Raw genomic sequence first — 12,423 nt, forward strand, 5'->3', positions numbered from 1 at the left:
CCGATGTCCGTCCTGTCCACCGGTACCGGCGCGCTGATCGCGTTCCAGCGCGCCCTGAGCACGGTCAGCCACAACGTCGCCAACGTCAACACCGAGGGCTACAGCCGGCAGCGCGCCGAGTTCGCCACGCGCAGCCCGACCGACTACGGCTACGGCTACGTCGGCAACGGCGTCAAGATCACCGACATCCAGCGCATCGCCGACCAGCTGGCGACCTCGCGCCTGCTCGACAGCGGCGGCGAGCTGGCGCGGCTGCAGCAGCTGTCCGGACTGTCCAACCGGGTCGATGCGCTGTTCTCGGACACCGCCACCAACGTGTCCGGGCTGTGGTCGAGCTTCTTCGATTCGGTGAGCGCGCTGTCCTCCAATGCCGCCGGCACCGCCGAGCGCCAGGACATGCTGGCCCAGGCCGGGGCGCTGGCCACCCGCTTCCGCCAGCTCGACGGGCAGCTGCAGGCGCTGGACGGCGAGGTCAACAGCGGCTTGGTGGCCGGCGCGCAGGAGATCAACCGGCTGGCCGCCGAGATCGCCCGCATCAACGGCACCATCGGCGGCAACCTGGCCGGGGCATCGCCCGACCTGCTCGACCGCCGCGACCAGCTGGTGAGCGAGCTGGTCGGCTATACCGGCGGCACCGCGGTCACCCAGGACGGCGGCATGCTCAATGTCTTCACCGCCGGCGGCCAGCCGCTGGTGGTGGGCAACCAGCCATCCACCCTGACCACCACCGCCGACCCCTACCGGCCCCAGCGCCTGCAGCTGGCGCTCAGCAGCCAGGGCACGACGGTGCCGCTGGACCAGCGCTCGCTGGGCGGGCGCATGGGCGGCCTGGCCGAGTTCCGCGCCACCATGCTCGACCCGGCGATGGCCGAGCTCGGCCGCGTCGCGGTCACGATGGCCGACACGTTCAATGCCTCGCACCGCGCCGGCATGGACCTGTACGGCGACATGGGCGTGGACTTCTTCACCCTGCCCGCGCCGCGGGTCAATGCCCACGCCGGCAATGCCAGCGGCGCCAGCCTGCAGGCCAGCGTGGCCGACGCCGGGGCGATCACCGGCCAGGACCTGGTGCTGCGCTTCGACGGCACCGGCTGGACCGCGACCCGCGCCGACACCGGCGTCGCCGTGCCGCTCAGCGGCACCGGCACCGCCGCCGACCCGCTCGTCGCCGGCGGCATCGCGCTGGTGACCTCGACCGCGCCGCCCCCGGTGGCCGGCGACCGCTTCCTGCTGCAGCCCACCGCCGCGGCCGCCGCCGGCATCGCCGTGGCGATCAGCGACCCGTCGCGCATCGCGGCCGCCAGCCCGGTGTCCGGCAGCGCCGACCTGGACAACACCGGCAGCGGCGTGCTCGGCGCGATCAAGGTCGTCGACGCCGCCGATGCGGCGCTGCTCGACGATGCGGTGATCGAGTTCCTCGACGCCGGCCAGTTCACCATCGACGGCGCGGGCCCGTTCGCGTTCGCCCCCGGGCAGACGATCAGCGCCAACGGCTGGAGCGTGACCCTGGACGGCGCGCCCGCCGCCGGCGACCAGTTCCGCATCGTCCGCACCGGCCCGCGCTCGGGCAACAACGGCAACGCCGCGCTGCTGGCCAACCTGGACGACGCGCGGGTGCTCAACGGCGGCACCATCAGCCTCAACGGCGCGCTGGGCGGCCTGACCACGATGGTCGGCTCGGCCGCGCGCCAGGCGCAGTACTCGGCCGACGCGCAGCAGGTGATCCACGACGACGCCCAGGCCGCACGCGACTCGATCTCCGGGGTCAACCTCGACGAGGAGGCGGCCAACATGCTCAAGCTGCAGCAGGCCTACCAGGCGGCGGCGCAGATCATCTCCACCGCCGACACCATGTTTCAGTCCATCCTCAACGCGGTGCGCTGATGACCGATCGCATCTCCACCGGAATGATGTACACCCAGTCGCTGTCGAGCATGCTCGCGCGGCAGAAGCAGCTCAACACGCTGCAGGAACAGCTGGCCACCGGGCAGAAGCTGGTCACCGCCAAGGACGACCCGGTCGCCGCGGGCACCGCGGTCGGGCTCGACCGCACGCTGGCCGAGCTCGAACGCTTCGGCAAGAACGCCAACATGGTCGCCAACCGGCTCGGCCTGCAGGAGAACCTGCTGGCCCAGGCTGGCGACTACATGACCCGGGTCAACGAACTGGCGATCCAGGCCAACAACGGCGCGCTGTCCGACGAGGACCGCCAGGCCATCGCCGCCGAGCTGCGCGCGATCCACGACGGCATGCTGAGCGTGGCCAACAGCACCGACGGCAGCGGGCGCTACCTGTTCGGCGGCAGCGCCGACGACGCGGCGCCCTTCGCCCGCACCGCAGGCGGCGTGGCCTACAGCGGCGACCAGACCCAGCGCCGGGTGGAGATCGCGCCCGAAACCTTCGTCGCCGACGCCACCCCCGGCAGCGAGGTGTTCATGCGCGTGCGCACCGGCGATGGCACCCTCGAAGCGCGCGCGGACGCGGGCAACGGCGGCACCGGCGTGATCGGCGGCTACGGCCGCGCGAGCGGCGGTGCGTGGAACGGCGAGACGTACCGGGTGGTGTTCACCGGAGCCACCACCTACGACGTGCTCGACGGCGGCGGCGCCACCGTCGGCGGCGGCACCTGGGCGAGCGGCCAGGACATCACCCATGGCGGCCTGCGGCTCTCGGTCAGCGGCCAGCCGGCGACGGGCGATGCGTTCGAGGTCGGCCCGGCCGCGACGCGCGACGTGTTCTCGACGTTGCAGAACCTGATCGGCGCGCTGGAATCCAGCGCGGCCACCCCGGCCGAGCAGGCCGCGCGCCAGAATGCGCTGCAGGCATCCATGCGCGACGTGGCGCGCGCCTCCGAACGGGTGATCGATGCGCGCGCCGCCGGTGGCGCGCAGCTGGCCGCGATCGACGACGCCGGCGCGGTACGCGAGGCCAACGGCGTGACCATCAAGGGCACGCTCTCGGAACTTCGCGACCTGGACTACGCCGAGGCCATCACCCGCTTCCAGATGGAAAGCACCGCGCTGCAGACCGCGCAGACGGTGTTCACCCGCATGCAGGGGCTGTCGCTGTTCAACCTGCTGCGCTAGGCGGCCGCACGGTGGCCGCGACAGCGGCCCGGCCTTCGACACGGCGCCCCCCAAGGGCGCCTTTTTCGTTGGGGCGCGCCTGCGTCCCGCGCGCGCCGCGGGCGCCCCTAAATTCCCGCCGCCTGCCGCCGTTATTGCTACCGGCGGGCGAACCGCCACGGTGGCGCGGCGGCAGGCGGCGGCGGAAAACACGGGAATACAGCGAAATTTCCCGGCGACCCGCTAAAGCTTCTTGACAAGGCGCCGTTATCCATACCAGCAGCGGCATCGGTCAACTTGATGACCCCCCTGCGGAGGCTCCGGCCAAGGCTCTGAAACCTTCCCGCCGGGATAAATCGCTTAGGAGAATCAAAATGGCACAAGTCATCAACACCAACGTGATGTCGCTGAACGCGCAGCGCAACCTGTCCACCAACAGCGCGAGCCTGGCGACCACCATCCAGCGCCTGTCCTCGGGCCTGCGCATCAACAGCGCCAAGGACGACGCGGCCGGCCTGGCCATCTCGCAGCGCATGACCACCCAGGTCCGCGGCATGGACGTGGCCGCCCGCAACGCGAACGACGGCATCTCGCTGGCGCAGACCGCCGAAGGCGGCCTGAGCTCGATCGGCGAGAACATGCAGCGCATCCGCGAGCTGGCCGTGCAGGCCGCCAACGGTACCAACAGCGCCACCGACCGCGCCGCGCTGCAGAAGGAAGTCACCCAGCTGTCCGCGGAAATCACCCGCGTCAAGGACAACTCGAGCTTCAACGGCACCAAGCTGCTGAACGGTTCGGCCACCAGCTTCACCATCCAGGTCGGCGCCGACGCCGGCACGGACAACCAGATCAGCATCAGCACGGTCGACATGAGCGCCACGGCCACCGCCGTCGCCGCCCTGGACATCTCCTCGGCCTCCGGCGCCACCGCCGCGCTGACCGCGATCGACACCCAGCTGCAGGCCGTCAACACCGCCCGCGCCGACCTCGGTGCGATCCAGAACCGCTTCAGCTCGGTGATCTCCAACCTGCAGAACAGCTCGGAGAACCTGTCGGCCGCGCGCAGCCGCATCCAGGACACCGACTACGCCAAGGAAACCGCGGAGCTGACCCGCACGCAGATCCTCCAGCAGGCCGGTACGGCGATGCTGGCCCAGGCCAAGTCGGTCCCGCAGAACGTGCTGAGCCTGCTGCAGTAATCCCGCAAGACGCACGCTGGCGGTGCGAGCAGGCCCCTCCCCGGAGGGGCCTGTTTTTGTTTGCGCGGGGACGGCAGCGCCCTGCCGCGGCACGGAACTTGCCTGCACCGGTGACCGGTTCCCGCGCTCAAGGCCGCCGCATCGCGGCCGATAGCGTTCCAGGGAACCCCCGCCAGCCGGCGCGCGTCCGGCGAGGAACGACACCACGATGGCCAATTCGATTTCCGCCTCCGGCTCCGGCCTGGACATCCCCACCCTGGTCTCCCAGCTGGTGTCGGCGGCACGCACCCCCACCGAGAAGCGGATCAACACCGCCGGCACCACCGCCAACGCCAAGCTGTCGGCCATCGGCCAGATCAAGAGCGCGATGACCACCCTGCAGGGCGCGCTGGAGAAGATGTCCGCGGGCGCCGACGCGCCTTCGTTCAAGGCCACCGTCCCGTCGGCGGCCGGCTTCACCGCCAGCGCCACGTCCAAGGCCGTGGCCGGCGACTACAGCGTGGAGGTGGTGCGCCTGGCGACCGCGCAGAAGCTGTCCTCGGCCGCCTACGCCAAGGACGCCAAGGTCGGCAGCGGCACGCTCTCCATCGCCTGGGGCGCCGGCAAGGACGACTCGGTCAAGGTCACCCTCGGCACCGGCGCGACGCTGACGGACATCGCCGCGGCGGTGAACGCCGCCGCGGGGGGCAAGGGCGTGACCGCGAGCGTGGTCACCGCCGACGACGGCCAGCACCTGGTGTTCAGCGCCACCGCCACCGGCAGCGCCGCCACCCTGGCCATCGGCGCCAGCGGCGGCGACGGCGGCCTGGTCGCGCTGACCAACGGCGCCGGCGGCGGCCTCACCCAGACCGTGGCCGCCACCGACGCACTGGTCCGGGTCGACGGATTCGAGCGGACCTCCAGCAGCAACACCGTGTCCGACCTGGTCCCCGGCGTCAGCCTGGCCCTGACCAAGGCGGCCCCGGGCAGCTCGTACACGCTCAACATCGCCGGCGACAACTCCGGCCTCAAGAGCACCATCACCGCGTACGTGTCGGCGTACAACAGCGTGATGGGCACGCTGAAGGCGACCAGCGCGTACAACAGCACCACCCGCACCGCCTCGGCCCTGACCGGCGACTCGCTGGTCCGCACCCTGCAGCAGACGCTGCGCGGCCAGGTCAGCGCCAACGTCACCGGGCTGAAGGACCTGGGGATCGCGGTCGACAAGAACGGCGTGATGAGCTTCGACGCGGCCGCCTTCGACGAGGCGGTCGCCGCCGACCCCGAATCGGTGAAGAGGCTGCTCGGCAAGGAGGGGCTCTACGGCGCCAGCGTGGACAAGCTGCTGGACGGGCACCTCGACTCGATCGACGGCACCCTGGTGCTGCGCACCGAGAGCATCAACAAGCAGATTTCCGGGCTGGAGGACCAGCTGGACAAGCTCGACGCGCGCATGAGCAAGCTGTCGGACATGTACACCGCCCAGTTCACCGCGATGGAAACCATGATCGTGCAGATGCAGGGCAGCGCCAGTTCGCTCAACAACCTGCTGTCCAGCTCCGATTGAGGATCCGACGCTCAAGACGACCGTCCCTCCCGCCGATAGGTACGGTGTCCGGTGTTCCGGTTTCCGCCCCGGCGGGCCGGGGCACGCTCCACCCGATGGCCACGTTCTCCGAGGAATGACCCCATGTACGGTTCCAGCCGCCATTTCGCCGAGCAGTACCGCAAGACCGGCATCTCGGCCAAGGTGAACGAGGCCGATCCCCACCGCCTGATCTCGCTGCTGTTCGAAGGCGCCAGCCAGCGCATCCGCACCGCCCAGGCCTGCCTGGCGCAGGGGGACCCTGCGCTCAAGGGCAAGGCGATCGGCGAGGCCTGCGCGATCGTCGGCCACCTCAACGGCTCGCTCGACCACGAAGCCGGCGGCGAGGTGGCCTCCAACCTGTCGGCGCTCTACGACTACATCGTGCGCCGCCTGACCGAGGCCAACCTGCACAACGACCGCACCGCGCTGTCCGAATCGCTGGACCTGCTCGGCGAGATCGAATCGGCCTGGAACGCGATCCCGCAGGCGCAGCGCGCCATGGCGGTCGAGTCGTGAACGCCGGGACCGCGGCCCGCCTCGACGCGCTGCGCGCGGACATGGACGCCATCCGCGCCGCGCTGGACCACGAGGACCTCGGCGCACTGCCGGCAATGATCGACGGCTACGACGCCCGGGTCCGCGAATTCTGCGCCCTGCCCGGCGCCAACGCCTTCGGCGAGCAGGTCCGGGCGCTGCGCGACCTGCAGCTGGACACCATCGAATGCATGCGCGAGCGCAACGCGCGCCTGCTCGGCCTCATCCGCCAGCAGCGCCAGTCCTCGCGCGTGGCCAGCAGCTACGCCCAAGCCGGGCTGGGCTGAGCCCCGCCCGCCCACCGGAACCGCCATGGACCCCGCCACGCTCGACGCCCTGCACGAGGACCTGCTCAGCCTGCGAGACGCCCTCGGCGAGGAGGACTTCGGCCGGGCCGGCGACGTGCTCGCGCTGCACGACCGCCGCATGCGCGACTACATCGACACCGTCGGCCTGCAGGCGCCGCTGCTGGCCCTGCGCGGCCTGCTGCAGCTGCAGCTGCGGGTGCCGGGCGGGACGAGCCTGCCATGACCGGGTCGTGGCCGGCGGCGGCGGGCGCGGCGGACGCCGCGCTGTTCGACGAGACCCTGGTCTGCGAGGCGGTCCTGCCGGCGGCCTTCGCCCCGGGCCCGGGCCATGGCCAGCCGCTCCAGGCCGAGGCCCTGCTGCGCGGCCTGGCCCAGGTCGAGGACCTGCGCGGCGAGGACGGCGGCGAAGAGAAGCGCGGCGAACTGCCGGCCCTGGCCCAGCGCATGGACGCCAAGCTCGACCTGGTGCTGGCCCTGCTGGGCCGGCTGGTGCGCCAGTCGGCGCCGGTGCTGCCGGCGCTGCCGCTGCGCTGGTCGGCGCGCGGCCTGCGGCTCACGCTGCCGGCCGACCCCGGCCTGGCCGCCGGGACCGGCGGCGTGGTCCGCCTGCAGCCGTCCGAATGGCTGCCCGACGCGCTGGAGCTGCCGGCGACGGTCTCGGCCAGCGCCGCGGTCGACGGCCAGTTCCTGCTCTGGCTGCGCTTCGGCCTGCTGCCGGCGGCCCTGGAGGACGCGCTCGAGCGCCACCTGTTCCGGATGCACCGCCGGGAAGTCGCCGCCCGCCGGCGTTGAGACGGGCGTCCTTTCCCGGGCCGGCGCACTCGGCTAAGGTGCGCGCAGGTTCCGGGGAGATCCCTTCCGCCCGTGCGTGTCCTGATCGTTGACGACCACACCCTGGTGCGCGCCGGCCTGAGCCGGCTGCTGCAGGGCTTCGCCGGGATGGACGTGGTCGCCGAGGCCATGAATGCGGACCAGGCCATCGACCTGGCCGCGATCCACCGGCCCGACGTGGTCCTGCTCGACCTCTCGCTGCCCGGGCGCACCGGGCTGGAGGCGCTCAGCGGCATCCTCGAGAAGGCCCCCGGCACCCGGGTGGTGATGATGTCCATGCACGACGACCCGCTGCACGTGCGCGATGCGCTCGACCGCGGCGCGGCCGGCTTCGTGGTCAAGGACGCCGCCCCGCTGGAGCTGGAACTGGCGCTGCGCTCGGCCGCCGGCGGCGAGGTGTTCCTCAGCCCGCGCATCTCCTCGCGGATGATCGCCCCGCTGCTGGGCAAGGCCAAGCCCGCCGGCGTGGCCGCGCTGCCGCCGCGGCAGCGCGAGATCCTGGCCCAGATCGGGCGTGGCCTCAGCAGCAAGGAGATCGCCGCCGCACTGGGGATCAGCGTCAAGACCGTGGAGACCCACCGGGCGCGGATGATGGAGGCGCTGGGCTGCCGGCGCGCCAACGAACTGGTGCTGCTGGCGGTCAAGCACCAGCGCGAGCTGGGCTGACGCCCCCGGCGACGGCTTTCCGCCGGGGCGGCGCGAGGTGGCGGCGATCCGCCGGTACCGGCCGCGGTTGTAGGGGAAACCCCGACACGCTGTCGGGAAATGGACGAGCCCGCTGGGGTTAGCCCTGATTAAGTTCCCGACGCATTGCGCGCACGATGCACTCCATCGGCGCCGGAGGTCCGGCGCGCACCGGGGAATGCAAGATGAAGGCCACAACGTCGGTCCAGATGGGCCAGCAGCTGAACCTGACGCCGCAGCTGCTGCAGTCGATCCGCCTGTTGCAGCTCGACGCGCAGCAGCTGCAGATGGAAGTGGCCCGGGTGCTCGAGCAGAACCCGATGCTGGAACTCGACGAGGACGCGGTGGCCACCACCGCCGACGGCGAGGAGATCGACCCGGCCGGCGCCGCCGCGCTGGACCGCGCCTCGATCGAGACCGCGGCCTTCGACGAGCTGCCCGAATCCTCGATGTGGGACGTCGCCGGCGCCAGCTGGAGCGGCGAAGGCGAGGACCGCCTGCAGCGCATCGCCGAGCCGGGCTCCAGCGACCCCTGCGTGCGCGCCCTGCAGCGGCTGGCGCTCGAGCTGGATGCGCAGCAGCTGGAGATCGCCGGCTTCTGGCTGGAGCACTGCGACGATGCCGGTTACCTGGACGGCGACCACGAGGCGCTGCTGCTGCGCGCGTGCGCCCGTTTCGACGTCGCCGCCGCTCGGATCGAAGCGGTGCGCCAGCGCCTGCTCCACGGCGAGCCGGCCGGGCTGGCCGCACGCGACCTGTCCGAATGCCTGCTGGCCCAGCTGGCCGCGTTGCCGGCGCCCTGCGCCGGCCGCCCGCTGGCCGCGCGCATCCTCGGCCAGTGCATGGCCGAACTGGCCGCGCACGACCATGCCGCCATCGCCCGCCGCCTGCAGGTCGAGGCCGGCGACGTCACCGAGGCCGTGCGCCTGGTGCTGTCGCTGCAGCCGCGCCCGGCCCAGGCCGAGGCGATGCCCGGCGAATCCGGCTACGTGATCCCCGACGTGGTGGTCTGGAACGCGGACGGCCAGTGGCGCGTGGCGCTGAATCCGGCCACCGCGCCGAAGCTGGCGGTGCACGGCGGCTACGAGCGCGCGCTGTCCCAGTCCGGCGAGGGCGAAGGCGCCAGCCGCCTGCGCGAGCTGCTGCAGGAAGCCCGCTGGCTGACCCGCGGCCTGTCGATGCGCTACGACACCCTGCTGCGCACCACCCGGGTCATCGTCGAGCGCCAGGCCGCGTTCCTCGAGCGCGGCGAGGAAGCGATGGCGCCGCTGACCCTGAAGGAAGTGGCCGACGAGATCGGCATGCACGAGTCCACCGTCTCGCGCATCACCAGCGGCAAGTACGTGCAGACGCCGCGCGGCACGCTCGAGCTCAAGCAGTTCTTCGCCGTGCGCCTGGAAGGGGCCAATGTCTCCGGCGCGGCGGTCAAGGCGATGGTGCGGCGGCTGATCGAGGCCGAACCGGCGGCCCGGCCGCTGGCCGACGACGCCATCGCCGCCCTGCTCGCCCGCCAGGGCGTGCACATTGCCCGGCGCACGGTCGCCAAGTACCGTGAACAGATGTCCATCGCCCCGGCGCGCGAGCGCCGCCGCGGCACCGCCCCGCTGCTGGCCCGCGCGGGCTGAGGAGAACACCATGCGCAACCTCCGTGTCCTGCTCGTGGACGACCACGACGGCTTCATCAACGCCGCCATGCGCCACTTCCGCAAGGTCGAATGGCTGGAGATCGCCGGCACCGCCGGCAACGGCCTGGAGGCGATCGAGCGTTCCGAGGCGCTGCGCCCGGACGCGATCCTGATGGACCTGGCCATGCCGGAGATGGGCGGGCTGCAGGCCACGCGCCTGATCAAGGCCCAGGACGAACCGCCGTACATCGTCATCGCCAGCCACTTCGACGACGCCGAGCACCGCGAGCACGCCATGCGCGCCGGCGCCGACAACTTCGTCAGCAAGCTGTCCTACCTGCAGGAGGTCATGCCGATCCTGGAGCGGCTGGCCGCGGAGGACGCGCCGTGAGCGAATCGCGCATCCTCGTCATCGACGGCCAGGCCGAGCGCGCCGAGCGCCTGTGCGGCCTGCTCGAGTTCATGGACCTCAACCCGCGCTGGGCGGCCTCGCCGGGCGAGGTGAACACGACGCGCCAGCGCCCGACCGACTGGATGGCGGTGGTGGTCGGCGAACTGGACGACGCCGAGGCCGCGCGCGGCTTCTTCGCCTGGCTCGGCGACACGCCGTTGCCGCCGCCCGTTCTGCTGCTCCAGGGTGATACCGCTACCTTCGCGGCGGGCCACGGCCTGCACGAGGCCGGCGTGTGGCCGCTGGAGTCGCCGATCCGCCACGCCCAGCTCGAAGCCTGCCTGCGCCGGGCCAGCCTCAAGCGCCTGGACGCCGAGGCCCAGGCGGGCGCGGTCGCGCCGGACAGCGGCCCCACCGGCAACAGCCCGGCGGTGCAGCGCCTGCGCCGGATGATCGGCCAGGTCGCCCCGTTCGATACCACCGTGCTGGTGCTGGGCGAATCGGGCACCGGCAAGGAAGTGGCCGCGCGCGCGATCCACCAGCAGTCGGCGCGCCGCGACGGCCCGTTCGTGGCGATCAACTGCGGCGCGATCCCGCCGGACCTGCTGGAGAGCGAGCTGTTCGGCCACGAGAAGGGCGCCTTCACCGGCGCGCTGACCGCGCGCAAGGGCCGCTTCGAGATGGCCGAGGGCGGCACCCTGCTGCTGGACGAGATCGGCGACATGAGCATGCCGATGCAGGTCAAGCTGCTGCGCGTGCTGCAGGAACGCAGCTTCGAGCGCGTGGGCGGCAACCAGACCATCAAGTGCAACGTGCGCGTGGTGGCCGCCACCCACCGCAACCTCGAGGACCGGATCGCCGACGGGCATTTCCGCGAGGACCTGTTCTACCGGCTCAACGTGTTCCCGATCGAGATGCCGGCGCTGCGCGAGCGCACCGCCGACCTGCCGGCGCTGGTGGAGACCATCGCCGCGCAGCTGGCGCGGACCGGCCGCGGCGAGATCCGCTTCGCCAGCGATGCGCTGGCCGCGCTGGCCGGCTACGCCTGGCCGGGCAACGTGCGCGAGCTGACCAACCTGGTCGAGCGCCTGGCCGTGCTCAGCCCCGGCGGGCTGGTGCGGCTGGACGACCTGCCCGCGCGCTACCGCGCGCACGTCCCGGCCGGAACCCAGCCCGAGGCGCTGCCGGCCATGCCGGCGGCCGCCCCGGAGCAGGTGGCTGCGGCTGCCGCGCCCGCCGCCGCCCCGGTCCCGGCGGGCCTGCCGGAGGATGGCCTGGACCTGCGCGAGCACATCGCGCGGATCGAGCTGCAGCTGATCCGCGAGGCGCTGGAGCGCAGCCAGGGCGTGGTCGCCCACGCCGCCCAGCTGCTGGGCCTGCGCCGCACCACCCTGGTGGAGAAGCTGCGCAAGTACGGCATCGACCGCGAACAGGTCGAGCTGGCCGAATGAGCGCCGCGTCGCAGGTGCCTGCGCCGGCACTGGCCGAGTGGCGCGACGGCGCGGGCAACCGCGTGCTCGCCCCGGCCGGCCTGGCCACGCTCACCACCGTCTTCGAGGGACGCGACTGCAGCCTGGAGATCGACCCGCGCGCGCGCCTGGGCGCGGTCACGGTCGAGTTCCGCGGCTCCAACGCGCACTGCCGGATCGGCCCGGGCGGCCCGGCCGGCAGCTTCGCCGCGCTGATCCGGCTCGGCCAGGACTGCCGGGTCGAGGTCGGCGCCGGGGTCACCACCACGGCCCGTGCGTTCCTGGCCGCCAGCGAGGGCACGCGCCTGCTGCTGGGCGAGGATTGCATGCTGGCCTCGGACATCCAGCTGCGCACCGACGACGCGCACCCGATCTTCGACGTCCATACCGGCCAGCGGATCAATCCGGCGCAGGACGTGGTGATCGGCGCGCACGTGTGGCTGGCCTACGGCGTGCGCTGCCTGGGCGGCGCACGGATCGGGGACGGCAGCGTGATCGGCATGGGCAGCCTGGTGAACGGCCCGGTGCCGAACAACTGCATCGCCGTCGGCACCCCGGCACGGGTGGTCCGCCGCGACGTCGCCTGGGAGCGGCCGCACCTGTCGATGGATCCGCCCGCCTACAAGCCCGACGCCGGCAGCGTCGTGCGTTCGCGCTACTGGCAGGCCACCTGCGACTGAGCGCCGGCGCCGTGCGGGGCACGGGTCTTGCATGGCACGGGCATCGTCCGCGACCGGAATCCGCCCG

Annotated in this window: 13 protein-coding genes; all 13 read left to right on the forward strand. The window is 72.4% G+C overall.

Features of this window, described 5'->3' with window-relative positions; translation table 11 throughout:
- Positions 1–3: 3 nt before the first annotated feature.
- The gene (gene flgK, locus ACA089_RS04350; protein ID WP_372013701.1) at positions 4–1,884 is read left to right on the forward strand and encodes a flagellar hook-associated protein FlgK; all 1,881 of its coding nucleotides are present in this window, start codon (positions 4–6) and stop codon (positions 1,882–1,884) included.
- Positions 1,884–3,086 (forward strand): flagellar hook-associated protein FlgL, encoded by a 1,203-nt coding sequence (gene flgL, locus ACA089_RS04355; protein WP_372013703.1) that lies wholly within the window; start codon positions 1,884–1,886, stop codon positions 3,084–3,086. Before flgK ends, flgL begins: the two co-directional genes overlap by 1 nt.
- 353 nt (positions 3,087–3,439) lie before the next feature.
- Positions 3,440–4,264: a flagellin domain-containing protein gene (locus ACA089_RS04360; protein WP_372013704.1), complete on the forward strand. Its 825-nt coding sequence runs from the start codon at positions 3,440–3,442 to the stop codon at positions 4,262–4,264.
- Positions 4,265–4,472: 208 nt separating this feature from the next.
- A complete protein-coding gene (fliD, locus tag ACA089_RS04365; protein WP_372013706.1) occupies positions 4,473–5,813 on the forward strand; it encodes a flagellar filament capping protein FliD in 1,341 nt (446 codons plus the stop codon).
- Positions 5,814–5,936: 123 nt separating this feature from the next.
- Positions 5,937–6,350 carry a flagellar export chaperone FliS gene (fliS, locus tag ACA089_RS04370; RefSeq protein WP_372013708.1) on the forward strand — a complete coding sequence of 138 codons (414 nt, stop codon included), beginning with the start codon at positions 5,937–5,939 and terminating at the stop codon, positions 6,348–6,350.
- Entirely contained in the window at positions 6,347–6,655 is a 309-nt protein-coding gene (locus ACA089_RS04375; RefSeq protein ID WP_372013710.1) for a hypothetical protein, read from the forward strand. The genes fliS and ACA089_RS04375 overlap by 4 nt, the downstream gene beginning before the upstream one ends.
- 25 nt (positions 6,656–6,680) lie before the next feature.
- On the forward strand, positions 6,681–6,899 hold the full coding sequence (locus ACA089_RS04380; RefSeq protein ID WP_372013712.1) for a hypothetical protein: 219 nt from the start codon (positions 6,681–6,683) through the stop codon (positions 6,897–6,899).
- Positions 6,896–7,468: a PilZ domain-containing protein gene (locus ACA089_RS04385; RefSeq protein WP_372013714.1), complete on the forward strand. Its 573-nt coding sequence runs from the start codon at positions 6,896–6,898 to the stop codon at positions 7,466–7,468. The genes ACA089_RS04380 and ACA089_RS04385 overlap by 4 nt, the downstream gene beginning before the upstream one ends.
- Before the next feature lie 72 nt (positions 7,469–7,540).
- Complete coding sequence (locus ACA089_RS04390; RefSeq protein ID WP_372013716.1) at positions 7,541–8,173, forward strand: response regulator; 633 nt, start codon at positions 7,541–7,543, stop codon at positions 8,171–8,173.
- A gap of 203 nt (positions 8,174–8,376) precedes the next feature.
- Positions 8,377–9,816 (forward strand): RNA polymerase factor sigma-54, encoded by a 1,440-nt coding sequence (rpoN, locus tag ACA089_RS04395; protein WP_372013717.1) that lies wholly within the window; start codon positions 8,377–8,379, stop codon positions 9,814–9,816.
- A 10-nt stretch (positions 9,817–9,826) separates the two neighbouring features.
- Positions 9,827–10,207, forward strand: coding sequence for a response regulator (locus ACA089_RS04400; RefSeq protein ID WP_372013719.1), 381 nt, complete (start codon positions 9,827–9,829; stop codon positions 10,205–10,207).
- The gene (locus tag ACA089_RS04405) at positions 10,204–11,658 is read left to right on the forward strand and encodes a sigma-54 dependent transcriptional regulator (protein WP_372013721.1); all 1,455 of its coding nucleotides are present in this window, start codon (positions 10,204–10,206) and stop codon (positions 11,656–11,658) included. The genes ACA089_RS04400 and ACA089_RS04405 overlap by 4 nt, the downstream gene beginning before the upstream one ends.
- Positions 11,655–12,356, forward strand: a complete 702-nt coding sequence (locus ACA089_RS04410) for an acyltransferase (protein WP_372013723.1) — start codon at positions 11,655–11,657, stop codon at positions 12,354–12,356. The genes ACA089_RS04405 and ACA089_RS04410 overlap by 4 nt, the downstream gene beginning before the upstream one ends.
- The last annotated feature ends 67 nt before the right edge of the window (positions 12,357–12,423 follow it).

The sequence above is a fragment of the Pseudoxanthomonas fibrivorans genome, from assembly GCF_041464125.1.
Classification (GTDB): domain Bacteria; phylum Pseudomonadota; class Gammaproteobacteria; order Xanthomonadales; family Xanthomonadaceae; genus Pseudoxanthomonas.

Excerpts from the sequence above, each read along its gene's own strand:
- flgK (WP_372013701.1), top strand. The coding sequence starts at position 4 with ATGTCCGTCCTGTCCACCGGTACCGGCGCGCTGATCGCGTTCCAGCGC.
- flgL (WP_372013703.1), top strand. The coding sequence starts at position 1,884 with ATGACCGATCGCATCTCCACCGGAATGATGTACACCCAGTCGCTGTCG.
- ACA089_RS04360 (WP_372013704.1), top strand. The coding sequence starts at position 3,440 with ATGGCACAAGTCATCAACACCAACGTGATGTCGCTGAACGCGCAGCGC.
- fliD (WP_372013706.1), top strand. The coding sequence starts at position 4,473 with ATGGCCAATTCGATTTCCGCCTCCGGCTCCGGCCTGGACATCCCCACC.
- fliS (WP_372013708.1), top strand. The coding sequence starts at position 5,937 with ATGTACGGTTCCAGCCGCCATTTCGCCGAGCAGTACCGCAAGACCGGC.
- ACA089_RS04380 (WP_372013712.1), top strand. The coding sequence starts at position 6,681 with ATGGACCCCGCCACGCTCGACGCCCTGCACGAGGACCTGCTCAGCCTG.
- ACA089_RS04385 (WP_372013714.1), top strand. The coding sequence starts at position 6,896 with ATGACCGGGTCGTGGCCGGCGGCGGCGGGCGCGGCGGACGCCGCGCTG.
- rpoN (WP_372013717.1), top strand. The coding sequence starts at position 8,377 with ATGAAGGCCACAACGTCGGTCCAGATGGGCCAGCAGCTGAACCTGACG.
- ACA089_RS04400 (WP_372013719.1), top strand. The coding sequence starts at position 9,827 with ATGCGCAACCTCCGTGTCCTGCTCGTGGACGACCACGACGGCTTCATC.
- ACA089_RS04410 (WP_372013723.1), top strand. The coding sequence starts at position 11,655 with ATGAGCGCCGCGTCGCAGGTGCCTGCGCCGGCACTGGCCGAGTGGCGC.